Here is a 19,320-nt window from a genome sequence, read left to right on the forward strand (position 1 = left end):
GGAGCTATGGAGCATAACGAGTCTTCACAGGGCGATTTCGAATCGACTCTGAAAAAACACGCGGTCGAACTGGTCGAAAGCCTTGAAAAAGGCAGGTTCGGCGACGCTGTGCAACTGATCCATGAGCTCAATCAGACCCGTGACCGTGGCCTGTATCAGGAAGTGGGCAAGCTCACTCGCGAGCTGCATAGCGCGATCGTCAATTTCCAGATTGACCCGCACATGCCGCAAGCCGAGGAAGTCTCGCAGATCACGGACGCCACCGAGCGTCTGGGTTATGTGGTCAAGCTGACCGAAGCTGCAGCCAACCGCACCATGGACCTGGTGGAAAACGCCACGCCGCTGGTCAATGGCCTGAGCAACGAAGCCCAGGCCTTGAGTACCGACTGGGGACGGTTCATGCGTCGCGAAGTCGGGGCTGAAGAGTTCCGCGAGCTGGCCCGGCGAGTCGACGGTTTCCTGACACGCAGCAGCGAAGACAATCGCGTTGTGTCGGGCAACCTCAACGACATCCTGCTCGCTCAGGATTACCAGGACCTCACCGGTCAGGTGATCAAGCGTGTGACCCAATTGGTCACCGAAGTTGAAAGCAACCTGCTCAAGCTCGTGCTTATGGCCAGTCAGGTGGACCGCTTTGCGGGCATCGAACATGACCGTGAAGCGATGCTGGCAGAAAAAGATCCGCAAAAACATCTCTCTCAGGGTGAAGGTCCGCAGATTCATGCCGATAAAAGAGAAGACGTTGTGTCCGGTCAGGACGATGTGGACGATTTGCTATCCAGTCTTGGATTTTAGGTTTTTAGGTTTTTAGACCTTTAGGAGCACCCCCTTAATGAGCTTCGGCGCCGATGAAGAGATCCTTCAGGATTTCCTGGTTGAGGCCGGCGAGATTCTAGAGCAACTGTCCGAACAGCTGGTCGAGCTTGAAAGCCGACCCGATGATGCGGACTTGCTCAATGCAATTTTTCGCGGTTTTCACACTGTAAAAGGAGGCGCCGGCTTCCTCCAGCTCAACGAGCTGGTGGAGTGCTGTCACATCGCCGAGAACGTGTTCGACATCCTGCGCAAGGGTGAACGTCGCGTCGACTCGGAACTGATGGACGTGGTTCTCGAAGCGCTGGATGCGGTGAACGGTATGTTTACCGAAGTCCGCGAGCGCAGCCCGATCACGGCTGCCACGCCTGAATTGCTGGCCGCTCTGGCCCGTTTGGCCGAGCCGCAGGCGGCAGAAGCTGCACCGGTTGCCGACGTGGTCGAAACACCGGCTGCTGAAAGCGAATCGGGTGACATCACCGATAATGAATTCGAACAACTGCTGGACTCGCTGAACGCCGTCAAGGCTCAGGCAGAAGCCCCGGCAGCTGTGCCAGCGCCGAGCAGCAATGCGGCGGGCAGCGACGAAATCACCGATGCCGAGTTCGAGTCGTTGCTCGATCAACTGCACGGTAAAGGCCAGTTCGCCGTCGATGCGGTAGCCCCGGCGCCAGCCGCACCGGCTGCCCCGAAAGCGGCAGGCGACAGCTCCGATATCACCGACGACGAGTTCGAGGCACTGCTCGATCAGCTGCACGGCAAGGGCAACTTTGCCGTTGATGCGCTGGAATCGGCCATTGCCGCGGTCCCGGCCCCGGCTGCGCCCACTGCTAAAGCGGCTGGCGGCGATCTGATCTCCGATCACGAGTTCGAATCGCTGCTCGACGAATTGCACGGCAAAGGCAAGTTCACCGAGGTCGGCACTGGCGCAGTGGTTTCTGCTCCTGTCGCCAAGGCGCCAGCACCGGCTGCGAAACCCGTCGCCAAAGCGCCCGAGCCTAAAGCCGAAGCGCCAAAGTCTGTTGCTGCTGCACCGGCTCCGGCGCGTGCCCCGGCCGCGCCGCCACCGGAAAAACCGGCCAGCGAAGCCGAGACCACCGTGCGGGTCGACACCGCGCGTCTCGACGAAATCATGAACATGGTCGGCGAGTTGGTACTGGTGCGTAACCGCTTGGTCCGTCTGGGCCTCAACAGCGGCGACGAAGCCATGTCCAAGGCCGTGTCGAACCTCGACGTGGTCACGGCCGACCTGCAAACCGCGGTCATGAAGACCCGGATGCAACCGATCAAGAAGGTCTTCGGGCGCTTCCCGCGTCTGGTTCGCGACCTGGCTCGCCAGCTCAAGAAAGAGATCAACCTGGAACTGGTCGGCGAAGAAACCGACCTCGACAAGAACCTCGTCGAGGCCCTGGCCGACCCGCTGGTCCACTTGGTGCGCAACTCGGTCGACCACGGTATTGAAGAGCCGGCCGAGCGTGAAGCGATGGGCAAGCCTCGCAGCGGCAAGGTAATCCTGTCCGCTGAACAGGAAGGCGACCACATCCTGCTGTCCATCTCCGATGACGGCAAGGGCATGGACGCCGATGTTCTGCGCGGCATTGCCGTGAAGAAAGGCTTGATGGACAAGGATGCAGCGGATCGCCTCAGCGAATCCGATTGTTTCAACCTGATCTTCGCGCCGGGTTTCTCGACCAAGACCGAAATTTCCGATGTCTCCGGACGCGGCGTGGGCATGGACGTGGTGAAAACCAAAATCGCCCAGCTCAACGGCACCATCAATATCTATTCGACCAAGGGCAAGGGCTCGAAGATCGTCATCAAGGTCCCGTTGACCCTGGCGATCATGCCCACGCTGATGGTCATGCTGGGCAACCAGGCGTTTGCGTTCCCGCTGGTGAACGTCAACGAGATCTTCCACCTCGACCTGTCGACCACCAACGTCGTGGACGGCCAGGAAGTGGTGATCGTGCGGGACAAGGCGCTGCCGTTGTTCTATCTCAAACGCTGGCTGGTCGCCTCTGCCGCTCATGAAGAGCAGCGCGAAGGCCATGTGGTGATCCTTTCGGTGGGCACTCAGCGGATCGGCTTCGTCGTCGATCAACTGGTGGGCCAGGAAGAAGTGGTCATCAAGCCATTGGGCAAAATGCTCCAGGGAACTCCGGGCATGTCCGGCGCCACCATCACCGGTGACGGCCGCATTGCGCTGATTCTCGATGTTCCGAGCATGCTCAAGCGTTACGCCGCACGGCGTATTTGATTCTGGTGGAGCGGGGCGACTGAGCCTCGCTCCGTCTAACGGAGTGTTTATGGCAGTTAAAGTCCTGGTGGTGGACGATTCGGGGTTTTTCCGCCGCCGCGTCTCGGAAATTCTTTCAGCGGATCCGAATATCCAGGTCGTCGGTACGGCGACCAACGGAAAAGAGGCGATTGATCAGGCGCTGGCCCTCAAGCCAGACGTGATCACCATGGACTACGAGATGCCGATGATGGATGGCATCACGGCGGTGCGGCACATCATGCAGCGCTGCCCGACTCCGGTTTTGATGTTCTCCTCGCTGACGCACGAAGGCGCTCGGGTAACCCTCGACGCGCTGGACGCTGGCGCGGTGGATTTCCTGCCGAAGAATTTCGAAGACATCTCCCGTAACCCGGAGAAGGTCAAGCAACTGCTGTGCGAGAAGATTCTCAGCATCTCGCGCAGTAACCGTCGTGCCAACACCTACAGCGCTCCGGCACCTGTCGCCGCACCCGTCCCGACGCCTGCACCTTCGAGCGTCAGCACCTACGGCAGCAGCGCGCCTGCACGTCCGGCACCGGCTCCGATTCCGGCACGTACGCACGCGCCAGCCTCGTCGTCGCCAACGCCGAAACGCAAAGCCTACAAACTGGTCGCCATCGGTACGTCCACTGGCGGCCCGGTTGCCCTGCAGCGGGTTCTGACCCAATTGCCGGCCAACTTCCCTGCACCGATCGTATTGATCCAGCACATGCCGGCTGCCTTTACCAAGGCCTTCGCCGAACGTCTGGACAAGCTCTGCCGCATCAGCGTCAAGGAAGCCGAGGATGGCGACATCCTGCGTCCGGGCCTGGCGTTGCTGGCGCCGGGTGGCAAGCAAATGATGATCGACGGCCGTGGCGCGGTGAAAATCCTCCCGGGCGACGAACGTCTGAACTACAAGCCGTGCGTGGACATCACCTTCGGTTCCGCGGCCAAGTCTTACGGTGACAAAGTTCTGGCGGTCGTGTTGACCGGCATGGGCGCCGATGGTCGCGAAGGCGCGCGTCTGCTCAAGCAGGGCGGCAGCTCGATCTGGGCTCAGGATGAAGCCAGCTGCGTGATCTACGGCATGCCGATGGCCATCGTCAAAGCCGAACTCGCCGATGCGGTGTACGGCCTGGACGATATTGGCAAGCATCTGGTCGAGGCTTGTATCTGATGGATGTTTTAAGCCTCATCGGGATCATCATGGCGTTTGTCGCCATCATTGGCGGCAACTACCTTGAAGGCGGCCACCTCGGCGCCCTGGCCAACGGTCCGGCGGCGTTGATCGTTATCGGCGGAACCGTCGGTGCAGCGCTGCTGCAGTCCCCGATGAGCGCCTTCAAACGCGCCATGCAGATTCTGGCCTGGATCCTGTTTCCTCCGCGCATCGACCTCGCCGGTGGCGTCGATCGCGTCGTCAACTGGAGCCTGACCGCCCGCAAGGAAGGCTTGCTCGGTCTGGAAGGGGTGGCCGACGCCGAACCTGACAACTACTCGCGCAAAGGCCTGCAACTGCTGGTGGACGGCGCCGAGCCGGAAGCGATTCGCAGCATCCTGGAAGTGGATTTCTACACCCAGGAAAGCCGCGACATCGAAGCTGCCAAAGTCTTCGAAAGCATGGGCGGCTACGCGCCGACCATCGGCATCATCGGTGCGGTAATGGGCCTGATCCACGTGATGGGCAACCTGGCCGATCCATCGCAATTGGGTAGCGGCATTGCCGTGGCCTTCGTTGCGACCATCTACGGCGTGGCCAGTGCCAACCTGGTGCTGCTGCCGATTGCCGCCAAACTCAAGTCTGTCGCTATGCGGCAGTCGCGTTATCGCGAAATGTTGTTGGAAGGCATTCTGTCGATCGCCGAAGGTGAAAACCCTCGCTCTATTGAGTTGAAGCTTCAGGGCTTCATGGATTGATGGGGGTAATGGATTATGGCTCGTCGTCGGCAACCTGAAGAACATGTAAACCATGAACGTTGGCTGGTTTCGTACGCCGACTTCATTACGTTGCTGTTCGCTTTCTTCGTGGTGATGTACTCGATCTCTTCGATCAACGAAGGCAAGTACAAGGTTATTTCCGAAGCGTTGATCGGGGTGTTTACCGACTCCGACCGCGCCCTCAAGCCGATCCCGATCGGCGACGAGCGACCGAAGACCGTGACCCCGGCCAAGCCGCTGGTTAAAGACGCCGAGCAGGTCGACGCCGGGATCGGGGGTGCCAGCGATCCGCTCAAAAGCATCGCCGACGACATCAGCGCCGCGTTCGGCGACTTGATCAGCTCCAACCAGATGACCATTCGCGGCAACGAGCTGTGGGTCGAGATCGAACTCAATTCCAGCCTGTTGTTCGGCAGCGGCGACGCCATGCCCAGCGACATCGCGTTCAACATCATCGACAAGGTTGCCGCGATTCTGAAGCCGTTCGACAACCCGATTCACGTCGAAGGCTTCACTGACGATCAACCGATCCGCACCGCGCAATACCCGACCAACTGGGAGCTGTCCTCGGCCCGTTCGGCGAGCATCGTGCGCATGCTGGCGATGCAGGGCGTGAACCCCGGTCGCCTGGCGTCGGTGGGTTACGGTGAGTTCCAGCCAGTGGCCAACAACGCCACTGCCGAGGGCCGGGCGCGTAACCGTCGAGTCGTCCTGGTGGTGTCGCGAAATCTCGATGTACGCCGCAGCCTCACGGGTACCGGAACCGCCAATGCGAAACCGGATGCCGCGTTGAAGCGTGCTGGCACACAAACTGCACCGACCCCGGTCAAGTCGCCGGGACGAGAGAGTGCCGTCAATTCTCCGTCACCCGCATTAATACGTTGAGCTTTTCCTCGGTCGACCATTTCGACCGGGAGGAACAATCCGAATGAGAGTCTGGGCAGTCGCCAATCAAAAGGGTGGTGTTGGTAAAACCACTTCCTCTATCGCTTTAGCCGGTTTACTGGCCGAGGCGGGCAAGCGCGTGGTTGTGGTCGATCTCGACCCTCACGGCTCCATGACCAGCTACTTCGGTTACGACCCCGACAGCCTGGAACACAGCAGCTACGATCTGTTCCTGCACAAGGGCAGCGTGCCGCAAGGCTTGCCCGGTCAGTTGCTGTTGCCCACCAGCCACGAGAGTATTTCCCTGTTGCCGTCGAGCACCGCACTCGCGACCCTCGAGCGTCAGTCGCCGGGTCAGAGTGGCCTGGGCCTGGTGATTGCCAAGAGCCTGGCGCAACTTTGGCAGGACTTCGATTACGCCGTGATCGACAGCCCGCCGTTGCTCGGCTTGCTGATGGTCAATGCCTTGGCGGCGAGCCAGCAATTGGTGATTCCGGTGCAGACCGAACACCTGGCGGTCAAAGGCCTGGAGCGCATGGTCAATACCCTGGCGATGATCAACCGTTCGCGTAAACAGGCGCTGCCGTTCAGCATCGTGCCGACCTTGTTCGACCGCCGTACGCAGGCGTCCCTCGGCACGCTGCGGGTGTTACGCGACAAGTACCCGGAAGAAATCTGGCAGGGCTACATTCCAATCGATACCCGCTTGCGCGATGCCAGCCGGGCAGGGGTGACGCCTTCGCAGTTCGACGGCAAGAGCCGTGGGGTGCTGGCTTATCGCGCGTTGCTCAAGCATCTGTTGGCAGCACAACTTGTCCCGCAGGTGGCGTGAGATGAACCGCCCGGTAAAAATCACCTCGCGCCCGCAACTCGCGCTCCAGTCTTATCTGGACAGCTTGCTGATGGAGGCGACGGAAGAGTTGCCGCCGGAAATCGAAGCGCTGGTTGAAATCGTTGAGGTTGTTGAAGCAGTCGAAGTTGAAGCTGCGCTGGACGAGTTCCAGGCAGCGGTGCTCGAAGAGCAGGCTCGTGATGCGCAGAAACCCGCCGTGGTTGCCGCGCCGGTAGCAGCGCCCGTGGCGAAAGCGCCGGTAGCCGTGATCGATGCACCAGCACCGGTACTCGCTCCGGTATCGACCATCGCCCCGCTGCTGCAAGCCTTGGTGCCACCGGTGGTCGAAGTCCACCTGCCACCGAGCAACACGCCGCCACCAGTGGAAGCAGATGGTCGCCCGTCCTGGGCTGCCGAGCCGTTCGAATGCCTGTTGTTCGATGTCGCCGGGCTGACCCTTGCGGTGCCGCTGGTGTGCCTGGGCTCGATTTATTCTTTGGCCGGTCATGAGCTGACGCCGCTGTTCGGTCAGCCGGAATGGTTCCTCGGGATCCTGCCGAGCCAGGCCGGCAACCTGAAAGTATTGGATACCGCGCGTTGGGTCATGCCCGACCGTTACCGCGACGATTTCCGTCAGGGCCTGCAATACGTTATTTCGGTTCAGGGCTACGAATGGGGGCTGGCGGTGCATCAGGTCAGCCGCTCGTTGCGCCTGGACCCGAACGAAATCAAATGGAGAAGTCATCGAGGTCAGCGGCCATGGCTCGCCGGCACGGTGATTGAGCACATGTGTGCGCTGCTGGACGTTTCCGCCCTGGCCGAGTTGATCGCCAGCGGCGGGGCAAAGCACATGGGCGGCATCAAGCCGCTACACAAACCGACATAGCTGCCGACATAACACGTATGCGACGGCATTGTTGAATGCCGCCAACAGAACACACACCGCCAGAAGCGGTTTTTCGAGGGGTCAGGGTATGAGTAATCAAGCGACGAATGCAAAAGGTTCTGAAGATCCGATCCTGCAATGGGTAACCTTCAAACTGGACAATGAAACCTACGGCATCAACGTGATGCGCGTTCAGGAAGTCCTGCGTTACACCGAGATCGCCCCGGTCCCGGGTGCCCCGAGCTACGTGCTGGGCATCATCAACCTGCGCGGTAACGTGGTCACCGTGATCGACACCCGTCAGCGCTTCGGCCTGATGAATGCCGAGATCAGCGATAACACCCGTATCGTCATCATCGAAGCCGACAAGCAAGTGGTCGGGATCATGGTCGACAGCGTGGCCGAAGTGGTTTACCTGCGTCAGTCGGAAATCGAAACTGCGCCGAACGTCGGTAACGAAGAATCCGCCAAGTTCATTCAAGGCGTGTGCAACAAGAACAACGAACTGCTGATCCTGGTCGAGCTGGACAAGATGATGAGCGAAGAAGAATGGTCGGACCTGGAGAACATCTGATTGATTCTTGAGGTAGCGGTCATTGTCCTGTTCCTCTTTTGGGCGGGCACGCTGGCGATGTTTCTGGCGTACATACGAGGCCAACGACTGATCGCCGCGCAACAGGCCCAGGGCGATGCGCTGCGCGATCAGCGCATCAAGGACTTGGCCAAGCGCGTCGAGGACTACCAGAGCGGCAACGTGCGCATGGGTGAAGACCTGCATGAACTGCGCGCAGTGGTTGGCCCGTTGCCGGACAAACTGGCTCAGCTGGAACAGCGCGATCCGTCGAGCCTGTCGTTTGCCCAGGCGGCAAAACTGGTCGGTATGGGCGCGAGCGTCGATGAACTGACTCAGTCTTGTGGCTTGACCCAGGCTGAGGCGGAGTTGATGAGTAAGTTGCACAAGAACTGAGAAGATCAAAAGATCGCAGCCTCGTTGCACTCGACAACTCCTACAGGGCGTACACCGTCCCAATGTAGGAGCTGTCGAGTGCAACGAGGCTGCGATCTTTTTGCATTCAACAAAGATTCAATAATCATCCCCGCGCTCGGTGATGTCCTTCTCCACCATCGGCGCATCCGGATCATGCCCTGCCGGAAACTTGCCCTTCAGATTCCACGCAAACGCAATAATCTCGGCAATCGTGCGATACAACTCCTCCGGAATACTCTCCCCCAATTCCATCCGCGCCAGCAGTTTCACCAGCTCGGCGTTTTCGTAGATGGGCACTTCATAATCGCGGGCAATCTTCAGAATGGCTTCGGCCAGTGCTTCGTCACCTTTGGCCGTGAGGGTAGGGGCGTGGGTGCCGTCGTACTTGAGCGCGATGGCCTGGCGCGGGGTGTTGGGGTTTCTCATGCGGTTTCGTCGACCCAGCGTTGTTCGAGACGGGTTTGAGGGCCTTGTGGCGGTGTGCCAAGGTGGCAATCGAGATCGCCGACATTCAGGCCGGACGCCAGCAGCCGCTGGCGCAGTTCGGTCAGGTGACTTTCGATCAGGCTGGCGGTGTACGGGCGTTCGGCCCACAGCTGGCTGGACAGGCTGCCTTTGATCAGTTGTGCCTGAATCTGCAATGGGCCCAAGGGCTCCATGTCGAACGCCAGGTCCACTCGCCACAATTGTTGTTTGGGTTCGCGCTCGTCGCGGCGTTCGTTTTGCTGTTCTTTCTCGGGCGCTTCTTCGCGCTGGAACTTGACCTGCAGCGGCACGATGTCCTGCAGATTGCGCATCGGGATTTCCAGTTGCCAGGTGTTCATCAACCGACCGTCGTCAGTCACGCCGGTCTGTTCCAGGCTCGACAGTTGATGGCTTTGCAGGCGCGAAACGGCCGCTGCTGCCAAACGCAGCAAGTGCTCGAGATCGCCTTCGCCGTCCATGCTTTGTAGCAGGCGCTCGGGCAGCGGGAAGCGGGTTGGCTGCGGTTTGGCGCTGACCTGACCGAGCATGCCGAGGGCGCTGCGCACGAAGTTCGGCATGGCCTGGGCCAGTGTGTTGGCGGCAATGATCGCGTTGAGATTGGTGTTGGCCGGCAGGCCTGGCGTCAATTGTGCGATCAGCTTGAGCAGATCACCCTTCATGTCCGGGGCCAGTGTCGGGTTCTGACCGCTGAGCAGCTTGGCTTCAAGGAACAGCCCGCTATTGGCCAGTGCCTGGGCCAACCCCTTTGGCGTGCTGAGTTGTTGAACATCGGGCAGGCCGGCGAGCAACTTGTCGACGGCGGCACGCAGATCACTGGACGTCTGATTCGAGGACGGCAGGTTTTGCAGGAGTTTGAGCAGGCCATCCAACGAACCTTGGCGGCTCTGTTGGCTGACCAGTTGTTGGGTCACGGCCAATTGCTCCTGGCGGCTGCTCAATGGCACGAATTTCAGCGTCTGGGTGTCCTGCACCAGCGCGCTCAGCAAGGTGCCAATGCGCAGTGGCGTCGGGCTGTCGATGCTCAGGGTGCTGCCGCTCAACGCGGTGTTGAGCAAGCTCACCATCGAGCGAAACACTGTCGGCTGGCCCGGCGCCTGCGGCAACACCTGAGAGGTCAGCACTTTGCCTTGCAGCAGGGTGCCGACCGGCAGTTGCGCGGTGTCGATACGGGTGAGGGTGGCGACGCTGGAGGCGATGGCCTGTTGCACGGTGACGGCCAGATTACCCGCCGACGGCTGGGTGATCGCCAGGCTGGTGCCCTGAGGCAGCGGTTGGCTGCTGGTGGCTTGGACCGTGGTCTGGCGGCCGCTGTCGAGGGTGACCTTGAGCAACAGTTGAAAGGTCTGATCCGCCTGCTTGAGCGACAGCACTTCGGCCTTGGCGGTCTGGCCCGCAGTGATCAGGCCCTCCATCGGCGTCAGTAACTTCAGCAGGTCGCCACTCACCACCAGCGGCCGCGAAGTGGCGGGGGTGGGCTGCGGTAGCGGGAGGATGTTCATTTCGCCTGTCATACGCGGTCACAACCTGAGGAAATTGCCCTCTTTAGAGTAGGGCATGGCATGTATAATGCCGCCCCGTTGTATCCGGGGCGCTGAAAACATTTCAAATACTTGATCCAGCTCCTTAGAACGGGCCGCCAATGCATTTATCCTGCATATCTTTAACGGCCGCTCCACTGCCGACTTGAACCCAAAAGGCCCGTGATCTCTTGACCAGTCCTGTCCTGCAAACCGTTGCCCTCGCCTGTGAGCGAGACCTTCGGCTGCTCTTCGAAAATCTCGAATTGAGACTGGCCAGTGGCGAAATGTTGCAAATCAGCGGCCCCAACGGCAGTGGCAAAACCAGCCTTTTACGTCTGCTTTGCGGTCTGATGCAGCCGACTGCCGGTCAAGTGCTGCTCAACGGCCAGCCACTGAACGAGCAACGCTTTGAACTGGCGCGCAACCTGCTGTGGATCGGCCATGCCGCCGGGATCAAGGACCTGCTGACGCCGGAAGAGAACCTGAGCTGGCTTTGCGCCCTGCATCAACCGGCCTCCCAGGAGGCGATCTGGCAGGCGCTGACGGCGGTCGGACTGCGCGGTTTCGAGGATGTTCCTTGCCACACGTTGTCTGCCGGGCAGCAACGCCGGGTCGCGTTGGCGCGGTTGTACCTGGAAAGCCCGCCGCTATGGATCCTCGATGAGCCGTTCACTGCGCTCGACAAACAAGGCGTAGCGCAACTCGAAGAACACCTGGCCGCACACTGCGAGCGCGGTGGCATGGTGGTCTTGACCACTCACCACACGCTGACCCGGATGCCGGCCGGCTATCGCGACATTGATCTGGGGAATTGGGCCGTATGAGTGTTTTCGGCCTGTTGGTCGCCCGTGAAGCCCGATTGTTGTTCCGTCGTCCGGCGGAGTTGGCCAATCCGCTCGTATTCTTCGCGATTGTGGTTTCCCTGTTCCCGTTGGCGGTCGGACCCGAGTCTCAATTGTTGCAAACCTTGTCTCCGGGACTGGTCTGGGTAGCGGCCCTTTTATCGGTTTTGCTCTCGCTGGACGGGCTTTTCCGCAGTGATTTCGAAGACGGATCGCTTGAACAGTGGGTCCTTTCGTCGCACCCCCTGCCTCTTCTGGTTTTGGCCAAGGTACTGGCACACTGGTCCTTCTCTGGCCTGGCACTGGTTTTGCTCGCTCCACTGCTGGCATTGATGCTCGGTTTGCCAACCGCCTGTCTGCCGGTGTTGCTGCTTTCTTTGTTGCTGGGTACACCGGTGCTGAGCCTGCTCGGTGCGGTGGGCGCAGCGCTGACGGTGGGATTGAAACGCGGTGGCCTGTTGCTGGCATTGCTGATTCTGCCGTTGTACATCCCGGTGTTGATTCTCGGCAGTGGCGCCTTGCAGGCGGCATTGCAGGGCATGCCGGCGACCGGTTATCTCCTGTGGCTTGGTAGCCTGACCGCCCTGGCGATAACCCTGACACCTTTTGCAATCGCTGCTGGCCTGAAGATCAGCGTCGGCGAATAATGAGGTCTGATCAAATTTTGATCAGTAAAGACCCTGCGCTGCTCGTGATGGCGAGCAGCAACCGTGATGGAAACAGTAATGAACTGGACTTGGTTTCATAAGCTCGGCTCGCCCAAATGGTTTTACGGCATCAGCGGCAAACTGCTGCCGTGGCTGAGTGTCGCGGCGTTGCTGCTGATCAGCATTGGTGTAGTGTGGGGCCTGGCCTTCGCGCCGCCGGACTACCAGCAAGGTAATAGCTTTCGCATCATTTATATCCACGTTCCGGCCGCCATGCTGGCCCAGTCCATCTACGTGATGCTGGCGATCTGTGGCATCGTCGGGCTGGTGTGGAAGATGAAACTGGCCGACGTCGCCCTGCAATGCGCGGCGCCCATTGGTGCGTGGATGACCGCCGTGGCGCTGGTCACCGGCGCGATCTGGGGCAAACCGACCTGGGGCTCGTGGTGGGTATGGGATGCACGACTTACGTCCATGCTTATTCTGCTGTTTCTGTACTTCGGTCTTATTGCGCTGGGCAACGCCATCAGCAATCGTGACAGTGCCGCCAAGGCCTGCGCGGTATTGGCGATTGTTGGCGTGATCAACATCCCGATCATTAAATACTCGGTGGAGTGGTGGAATACCCTGCACCAGGGCGCGACGTTCACCCTCACCGAAAAACCGGCAATGCCCGCCGAGATGTGGCTGCCACTGCTGCTGACGGTGCTGGGTTTCTACTGTTTCTTCGGCGCGGTGTTGCTGCTGCGCATGCGTCTTGAAGTGCTCAAGCGCGAAGCCCGCGCCAGTTGGGTCAAGGCCGAAGTGCAGAACAGTCTGGAGGCCGCTCGATGAGTTTTGCTTCATTCGGCGACTTCCTCGCCATGGGCCATCATGGCCTGTATGTCTGGTCAGCCTATGGCATTAGCCTGGCGGTGCTGGCCCTCAACGTGGCGGCGCCGATCCTGGCCCGCAAGCGGTATCTGCAACAAGAGGCGCGTCGTCTGCGCCGGGAGAACGGCAAGTGAATCCGCTGCGCAAAAAGCGTCTTATCATCATTCTCGCGATCCTGGTCGGTGTCGGCGCTGCCGTCGGCCTGGCCCTGAGCGCCCTGCAGCAGAACATCAATCTGTTTTACACCCCGACCCAGATCGCCAACGGCGAAGCCCCGCAAGACACGCGGATCCGCGCTGGCGGCATGGTCGAGAAAGGTTCGCTGCAACGCTCCGGCGATTCGCTGGACGTGAAATTCATCGTCACCGACTTCAGTAAATCCGTAACCATCACTTATCGCGGCATCCTTCCGGACCTGTTCCGCGAAGGGCAGGGCATCGTTGCCCTGGGCAAGCTCAACGCCGACGGCGTGGTGGTGGCCGACGAAGTGCTGGCCAAGCACGATGAGAAGTACATGCCGCCAGAAGTGACCAAGGCTTTGAAAGACAGTGGTCAATCTGCTCCAACGCCCGCGAAGGAGGGTTGATCGATGACGTCTGGACTCTATATTCCTGAACTCGGCCACCTGGCCATGATTCTGGCGCTGTGTTTTGCGCTGGTTCAGGCCGTGGTGCCGTTGTTCGGTGCCTGGCGCGGTGACCGCTTGTGGATGAGCCTCGCTCAACCAGCGGCTTGGGGTCAGTTCGCGTTTCTGCTGTTCTCCTTCGGTTGCCTGACTTACGCCTTCATGGCCGACGATTTCTCCGTCGACTACGTTGCCAGCAACTCCAACAGCGCGTTGCCGTGGTACTACAAGTTCAGCGCGGTGTGGGGCGCTCACGAAGGGTCGTTGCTGCTGTGGGCGTTGATCCTCGGCGGCTGGACCTTCGCGGTGTCGGTGTTCTCACGGCAGTTGCCGCAAGTGATGCTGGCTCGCGTGCTGGCGGTGATGGGCATGATCAGCACGGGTTTCCTGCTGTTCCTGATCCTCACGTCTAACCCGTTCGCCCGCATCCTGCCGCAGATTCCTGCGGACGGTCGTGATCTCAACCCACTGCTGCAAGACATCGGTTTGATCGTTCATCCGCCGATGTTGTACATGGGCTATGTCGGTTTCTCCGTGGCGTTCGCGTTTGCCATCGCTGCACTGCTGGGCGGTCGTCTTGATGCGGCGTGGGCTCGCTGGTCCCGTCCGTGGACCATCGTCGCCTGGGCCTTTCTCGGTATCGGCATCACCCTCGGTTCGTGGTGGGCGTACTACGAACTCGGCTGGGGCGGCTGGTGGTTCTGGGACCCGGTAGAAAACGCCTCGTTCATGCCATGGCTGGTGGGTACGGCGCTGATTCACTCCTTGGCGGTCACGGAAAAACGTGGCGTGTTCAAGAGCTGGACCGTGTTGCTGGCCATCGCCGCGTTCTCGCTGAGCTTGCTGGGGACCTTCCTCGTGCGTTCCGGCGTGCTGACCTCGGTTCACGCCTTTGCGTCCGACCCTGAGCGCGGCGTGTTCATCCTGATCTTCCTGCTGTTTGTGGTCGGTGGTTCGCTGACGTTGTTCGCCCTGCGCGCTCCGGTGGTGAAGAGCCACGTTGGCTTCAACCTCTGGTCCCGGGAAACCCTGCTGCTGGGTAACAACCTGGTGCTGGTGGTGGCGGCGTCGATGATTCTACTCGGCACCTTGTATCCGCTGATTCTCGATGCGATGACCGGCGCCAAGCTGTCCGTCGGCCCACCGTACTTCAACGCACTGTTCATTCCGTTGATGGCCTTGCTGATGATGGTGATGGCGGTCGGCATGCTGGTGCGCTGGAAAGACACTCCGGTCAAATGGCTGTTGGGCATGCTGACCCCGGTGTTGCTCGGCAGCGCCGCGCTGGCCGTGGTAGCCGGTGTCGCCTATGGCGATTTCAATTGGGCAGTGATTGCGACCTTCATGCTCGCGGCCTGGGTGCTGCTGGCCGGTGTGCGTGACATCTTCGACAAGACTCGCCACAAAGGCCTGATCAAAGGCCTGCCGACCCTGACCCGCAGCTATTGGGGCATGCAGGTCGCTCACATCGGCATTGCCGTGTGTGCCCTTGGCGTCGTGCTGTCGAGCCAGAACAGTGCCGAGCGCGACCTGCGCCTGGCGCCGGGTGAGTCCATGGACCTGGGCGGTTACCAGTTCGTGTTCGAAGGCGCCAAGCATTTCGAAGGCCCGAACTTCACCTCGGACAAGGGCACCGTTCGGGTGATCCGCAACGGCAAGGAAGTCAGCGTGCTGCACCCGGAAAAACGCCTCTACACCGTGCAGAACTCGGTGATGACTGAAGCCGGGATCGACGCCGGTTTCACCCGTGACCTCTATGTCGCACTCGGCGAACCGTTAGGCGATGGCGCCTGGGCCGTTCGCGTCCACGTCAAACCGTTCGTACGCTGGATCTGGTTCGGTGGTCTGCTCACTGGTTTGGGCGGATTGCTGGCGGCATTGGATCGCCGTTACCGGGTCAAGGTGAATAGCCGTGTGCGCGAAGCACTGGGCATGACGGGAGCCACGGCATGAGACGTTGGTTGATGCTGTTGCCCCTGGTGATTTTCCTGGTGGTGGCTGTTTTCCTTTATCGCGGTCTGTTCCTGAACCCGGCCGAGCTGCCCTCGGCGATGATCAACAAGCCGTTCCCGGAGTTTTCCCTGCCGGCCGTGCAGGGCGACAAGACCCTGACCAAGGCCGACATCCTGGGCAAGCCAGCGCTGGTCAACGTCTGGGGCACCTGGTGCATTTCCTGCCGGGTCGAGCACCCGGTGCTGAACAAACTGGCCGAGAAGGGCGTGGTGATCTACGGCATCAACTACAAGGACGTCAACGCTGACGCCTTGAAGTGGCTGGTGGAATTCCACAATCCGTACCAGCTGGACATCCGTGACGACGCAGGCACTTTGGGTTTGAACCTGGGTGTGTACGGCGCTCCGGAAACCTTCTTCATTGACGCCAAGGGCATCATCCGCGACAAGTTCGTTGGCGTGATCGATGAACAGGTCTGGCGCGAAAAACTGGCGGCCAAGTATCAGGCGCTGGTTGATGAGGCCAAGCCATGAAGCGCTGGATAGCCGCCGCAGTATTGGGCTTGAGCATGGCCGGTGTGGTGCACGCGGCCATCGACACCTACGAGTTCGCCAAAGAAGGTGATCGCGAGCGTTTTCGCGAGCTGACCAAAGAGCTGCGTTGCCCCAAGTGCCAGAATCAGGACATTGCCGATTCCAACGCACCGATCGCCGCCGACTTGCGCAAAGAGATTTTTCGCATGCTCGGCGAGGGCAAGGACAACCAGCAGATCATCGACTTCATGGTCGACCGCTACGGTGATTTCGTCCGCTACAAACCCGCTCTGAACGCCAAGACTGCTGTGCTCTGGTTCGGCCCTGCCGGCCTGTTGCTGGGTGGTTTTGTGATCATCGCCGTGATCGTCCGCCGTCGTCGCGTGCAACGCGCTGACACCAAGGATGAGCTCTCTGCCGAGGAGCGTGAGCGCCTCGACCACCTGTTGGATAAAACCAAGAATGATTGATTTCTGGCTCGCTGCAGGTCTGCTACTTCTGGTTGCCCTGAGTTTTCTGTTGATCCCCGTTCTGCGCGGTCGTCGCGCCCAGCTTGAAGAGGATCGTACGGCCCTGAACGTCGCGTTGTATCAGGAACGCGTGGCTGAGTTGCAGACTCAGCAGGAAGAGGGCGTTCTCGACGCCACGCAAATGGACACCGGTCGCGCCGAAGCCGTGCGTGAATTGCTCGCCGACACTGAAGGCGTCGAGGCGCCACGCGTGTCCCGCCTGGGCAAACCTTGGCCGTTGCTGGCGGCGATTCTGGTGCCGGTGTTGGGTCTTGGCCTGTACCTGCATTTCGGGGCGAGCGACAAGGTCGAACTGACCCGCGAATTCTCCCAGGCGCCGCAGTCGATGGAAGAGATGACCCGTCGCCTGGAGCGTGCAGTCGAGGCTCAACCGGATTCGGCTGAAGGCCTGTATTTCCTCGGTCGCACGTACATGGCTCAGGATCGCCCTGGCGATGCGGCGAAGATCTTCGAACGCACGGTGAACCTGGCCGGTCGCCAGCCGGAACTGTTGGGCCAATGGGCGCAGGCCCAGTACTTCGCCGATGGCAAAAAGTGGTCGGACAAGGTTCAGGCCCTGACCGACGAAGCACTCAAAGCCGATCCGAAAGAAGTCACCAGCCTTGGCTTGCTCGGTATTGCTGCCTTTGAAAGCCAGCGTTATCAGGACGCCATCGACTACTGGAATCGCCTGCTGGTGCAACTGCCACCGGAGGACAGTTCCCGCGCCGCGCTGCAAGGCGGCATCACTCGGGCCACCGAGAAACTCGAAGCCAGCGGTGGCAAGGTAGCCCAGGCGCCAGCTGCCAAGGTTGCCGCATTGCTCAAGGTGCGCGTGGACCTGGCACCAGAGCTGAAGGCCAAGGTCCAGCCCGGCGACAGCGTATTCATTTTTGCCCGCGCCACCGCAGGGCCTCCTGCGCCATTGGCCGCCAAGCGCCTGACCGTGGCCGACTTGCCGGCGACCGTTGAGCTGGGCGACGCCGACGCCATGATGCCGCAGTTGAAACTGTCGAACTTCCCTGAAGTCCAACTGGTTGCACGCATCTCCCGCGCCGGCAAACCCACTGCCGGCGAATGGATCGGTCGCAGCCAGCCTCTGGCCAGCAGCACCACCGCGCAGCAAACACTGACCATCGACAGCCCGGACAAATGACAGGAAACGCCACTATGACCGCCATCGCTCGTATCACCCTGCTCAGTATGGTTTTGGGGTTAAGCGCTTGCGTGGTCCAGCCGCAGCAGCCTGAACGGCTGCCACCGATCCCGCCGTCGCAGCCGCGTCCGACGCCGTCCCCGACACCGACTCCGAGCAAACCGAGCATTCCGGCCAAGCCCGCCAAACCGCTGCCACGCACCTCCGCCAGCTTCGCGCCGCCACCGGGTGGCAACAGCCATTGGGACGCCAAGCTCGGCGTGTACGTTCTCGATGATCAGACCAACACCTTCTACCGCCAGCGCACTTACTACCGCTGGGATAACGGCTGGAGCCGCTCGATCAGCCCGAACGGGCCATGGGAAGAGACAGACATCCATGGCGTTCCGGGCGGGTTGGGACGGCAATTCGGGCAGTAAGCAAAGGCGACCTACGGGTCGCCTTTTTTGTGCCCGCAGAAACTCCTGACTCACCCCAACCCCTGTGGGAGCGAGCTTGCTCGCGATGAGACCGTCTCAGTCGACATCAACTGTGCCTGACACTCCGCTATCGCGAGCAAGCTCGCTCCCACAGGGGGGGGCGGTGTTTTTCAGAACTCAACCTTTCACAAAACCTTCATCAAATGGCCCATCCAGCGACATGTGCAAGTCATAGGGCTGACACAGCCCATGCCTAAAGTCGGTTGAACTTCAAAGCGGCCAGGGACGGCTGTTCAACCAGACAGAGAAGCCCATGAACGCAGCTATCCATGTCGATCATCTGAACAAGACCTTTGCGCGCAAAACCGCACTGGTCGACCTCGAGCTCACCATCGCAACCGGTGAGATGGTCGCGCTGATTGGCGCTTCCGGCTCCGGCAAATCCACCTTGCTGCGGCACCTCGCGGGCCTGGCCTGTTGCGATCGCAACAATGGCGGCAGCGTCAAGGTGCTGGGGCGGGAAGTGCAGGCCTCTGGGCGACTGAACGGCAAGGTCCGTCGCTTGCGCGCCGATATTGGCTACATCTTCCAGCAGTTCAACCTGGTCAACCGCCTCAGCGTGCTCGATAACGTGCTGCTCGGTTGCCTGGGGCGCATGCCGCGCTGGCGCGGCAATTTGTGCCTGTTCAATGCCGAGGAAAAGCAATTCGCACTGGAATCCCTGGACCGTGTCGGCCTGGCCGATCTGGCAGCGCAGCGGGCGTCCACCTTGTCTGGCGGCCAACAGCAACGCGTGGCGATTGCCCGGGCGCTGACCCAGCGAGCCGAGGTGATTCTGGCCGATGAACCGATCGCCTCCCTGGACCCGGAGTCGGCGCGCAAGGTCATGGAAATCCTCGCCGACATCAATCGCCGCGACGGCAAGACCGTGGTGGTAACCCTGCATCAAGTCGATTACGCCACGCGCTATTGCCCGCGTGCCGTCGCTCTCAAGGGCGGCCGGATTCATTTCGACGGCCTCGCCGCTGATCTGAGCAGTCAGTTCCTCAATGATTTGTATGGTGCCGACATCGACACCAGCCTGATGTTTTCCGACCAGAGCCGTCGTCCCGAACCCGCGCCCCGGTTGGTGCTGGCTCGCGTGTGAATACCGCC

Annotated in this window: 22 protein-coding genes; 20 read left to right on the plus strand and 2 right to left on the minus strand. The window is 60.6% G+C overall.

What is annotated here, in order from left to right:
• Positions 1-6 precede the first annotated feature (6 nt).
• The 9 genes from ACMXYJ_RS09880 (at position 7) to ACMXYJ_RS09920 (ending at position 8,581) form a co-directional block, all read left to right on the plus strand.
• Complete coding sequence (locus tag ACMXYJ_RS09880) at positions 7-795, plus strand: protein phosphatase CheZ (protein ID WP_415759650.1); 789 nt, start codon at positions 7-9, stop codon at positions 793-795.
• A gap of 37 nt (positions 796-832) precedes the next feature.
• The gene (locus ACMXYJ_RS09885; RefSeq protein ID WP_415759651.1) at positions 833-3,070 is read left to right on the plus strand and encodes a chemotaxis protein CheA; all 2,238 of its coding nucleotides are present in this window, start codon (positions 833-835) and stop codon (positions 3,068-3,070) included.
• 49 nt (positions 3,071-3,119) lie between these two features.
• Complete coding sequence (locus ACMXYJ_RS09890) at positions 3,120-4,250, plus strand: protein-glutamate methylesterase/protein-glutamine glutaminase (protein WP_415759652.1); 1,131 nt, start codon at positions 3,120-3,122, stop codon at positions 4,248-4,250.
• Entirely contained in the window at positions 4,250-4,990 is a 741-nt protein-coding gene (locus tag ACMXYJ_RS09895) for a flagellar motor protein (protein WP_095127762.1), read from the plus strand. Before ACMXYJ_RS09890 ends, ACMXYJ_RS09895 begins: the two co-directional genes overlap by 1 nt.
• A gap of 12 nt (positions 4,991-5,002) precedes the next feature.
• A complete protein-coding gene (motD, locus tag ACMXYJ_RS09900) occupies positions 5,003-5,896 on the plus strand; it encodes a flagellar motor protein MotD (protein ID WP_415760702.1) in 894 nt (297 codons plus the stop codon).
• 43 nt (positions 5,897-5,939) lie between these two features.
• Complete coding sequence (locus tag ACMXYJ_RS09905) at positions 5,940-6,728, plus strand: ParA family protein (RefSeq protein ID WP_415759653.1); 789 nt, start codon at positions 5,940-5,942, stop codon at positions 6,726-6,728.
• 1 nt (position 6,729) lies between these two features.
• Positions 6,730-7,614, plus strand: coding sequence for a CheW domain-containing protein (locus ACMXYJ_RS09910; RefSeq protein ID WP_415759654.1), 885 nt, complete (start codon positions 6,730-6,732; stop codon positions 7,612-7,614).
• An 88-nt stretch (positions 7,615-7,702) separates the two neighbouring features.
• Complete coding sequence (locus ACMXYJ_RS09915; RefSeq protein ID WP_008155806.1) at positions 7,703-8,188, plus strand: chemotaxis protein CheW; 486 nt, start codon at positions 7,703-7,705, stop codon at positions 8,186-8,188.
• Positions 8,189-8,581 (plus strand): DUF2802 domain-containing protein, encoded by a 393-nt coding sequence (locus tag ACMXYJ_RS09920; protein WP_056742068.1) that lies wholly within the window; start codon positions 8,189-8,191, stop codon positions 8,579-8,581.
• Positions 8,582-8,698: 117 nt separating this feature from the next.
• Here ACMXYJ_RS09920 and ACMXYJ_RS09925 read toward each other — a convergent pair whose 3' ends face one another.
• Both ACMXYJ_RS09925 and ACMXYJ_RS09930 read right to left on the minus strand, forming a co-directional pair.
• Positions 8,699-9,028 carry an EscU/YscU/HrcU family type III secretion system export apparatus switch protein gene (locus ACMXYJ_RS09925; RefSeq protein WP_415759655.1) on the minus strand — a complete coding sequence of 110 codons (330 nt, stop codon included), beginning with the start codon at positions 9,026-9,028 and terminating at the stop codon, positions 8,699-8,701.
• The gene (locus ACMXYJ_RS09930; RefSeq protein WP_415759656.1) at positions 9,025-10,599 is read right to left on the minus strand and encodes a flagellar hook-length control protein FliK; all 1,575 of its coding nucleotides are present in this window, start codon (positions 10,597-10,599) and stop codon (positions 9,025-9,027) included. The genes ACMXYJ_RS09925 and ACMXYJ_RS09930 overlap by 4 nt, the downstream gene beginning before the upstream one ends.
• Before the next feature lie 197 nt (positions 10,600-10,796).
• On the opposite strand from ACMXYJ_RS09930, the gene ccmA reads away from it, so the two are divergent.
• The 11 genes from ccmA (at position 10,797) to phnC (ending at position 19,312) form a co-directional block, all read left to right on the plus strand.
• Positions 10,797-11,432: a cytochrome c biogenesis heme-transporting ATPase CcmA gene (gene ccmA / locus ACMXYJ_RS09935; RefSeq protein ID WP_415759658.1), complete on the plus strand. Its 636-nt coding sequence runs from the start codon at positions 10,797-10,799 to the stop codon at positions 11,430-11,432.
• A complete protein-coding gene (gene ccmB / locus ACMXYJ_RS09940) occupies positions 11,429-12,097 on the plus strand; it encodes a heme exporter protein CcmB (RefSeq protein ID WP_008155797.1) in 669 nt (222 codons plus the stop codon). Before ccmA ends, ccmB begins: the two co-directional genes overlap by 4 nt.
• 78 nt (positions 12,098-12,175) lie before the next feature.
• Positions 12,176-12,931 (plus strand): heme ABC transporter permease, encoded by a 756-nt coding sequence (locus tag ACMXYJ_RS09945; RefSeq protein ID WP_415759659.1) that lies wholly within the window; start codon positions 12,176-12,178, stop codon positions 12,929-12,931.
• Positions 12,928-13,104 carry a heme exporter protein CcmD gene (ccmD, locus tag ACMXYJ_RS09950; RefSeq protein ID WP_007894243.1) on the plus strand — a complete coding sequence of 59 codons (177 nt, stop codon included), beginning with the start codon at positions 12,928-12,930 and terminating at the stop codon, positions 13,102-13,104. Before ACMXYJ_RS09945 ends, ccmD begins: the two co-directional genes overlap by 4 nt.
• A complete protein-coding gene (ccmE, locus tag ACMXYJ_RS09955; protein ID WP_008145548.1) occupies positions 13,101-13,556 on the plus strand; it encodes a cytochrome c maturation protein CcmE in 456 nt (151 codons plus the stop codon). The genes ccmD and ccmE overlap by 4 nt, the downstream gene beginning before the upstream one ends.
• A gap of 3 nt (positions 13,557-13,559) precedes the next feature.
• Positions 13,560-15,548 (plus strand): heme lyase CcmF/NrfE family subunit, encoded by a 1,989-nt coding sequence (locus tag ACMXYJ_RS09960; protein ID WP_415759660.1) that lies wholly within the window; start codon positions 13,560-13,562, stop codon positions 15,546-15,548.
• Positions 15,545-16,081, plus strand: a complete 537-nt coding sequence (locus ACMXYJ_RS09965) for a DsbE family thiol:disulfide interchange protein (protein ID WP_008145551.1) — start codon at positions 15,545-15,547, stop codon at positions 16,079-16,081. Before ACMXYJ_RS09960 ends, ACMXYJ_RS09965 begins: the two co-directional genes overlap by 4 nt.
• A complete protein-coding gene (locus ACMXYJ_RS09970; protein ID WP_415759661.1) occupies positions 16,078-16,551 on the plus strand; it encodes a cytochrome c-type biogenesis protein in 474 nt (157 codons plus the stop codon). Before ACMXYJ_RS09965 ends, ACMXYJ_RS09970 begins: the two co-directional genes overlap by 4 nt.
• On the plus strand, positions 16,544-17,746 hold the full coding sequence (gene ccmI / locus ACMXYJ_RS09975) for a c-type cytochrome biogenesis protein CcmI (RefSeq protein ID WP_415759662.1): 1,203 nt from the start codon (positions 16,544-16,546) through the stop codon (positions 17,744-17,746). The genes ACMXYJ_RS09970 and ccmI overlap by 8 nt, the downstream gene beginning before the upstream one ends.
• Before the next feature lie 14 nt (positions 17,747-17,760).
• A complete protein-coding gene (locus tag ACMXYJ_RS09980) occupies positions 17,761-18,165 on the plus strand; it encodes a hypothetical protein (protein ID WP_415759663.1) in 405 nt (134 codons plus the stop codon).
• A gap of 313 nt (positions 18,166-18,478) precedes the next feature.
• On the plus strand, positions 18,479-19,312 hold the full coding sequence (phnC, locus tag ACMXYJ_RS09985; protein ID WP_415759664.1) for a phosphonate ABC transporter ATP-binding protein: 834 nt from the start codon (positions 18,479-18,481) through the stop codon (positions 19,310-19,312).
• The last annotated feature ends 8 nt before the right edge of the window (positions 19,313-19,320 follow it).

Origin of the sequence: Pseudomonas arabinosi (assembly GCF_047758675.1) — a bacterium.
Classification (GTDB): domain Bacteria; phylum Pseudomonadota; class Gammaproteobacteria; order Pseudomonadales; family Pseudomonadaceae; genus Aquipseudomonas; species Aquipseudomonas arabinosi.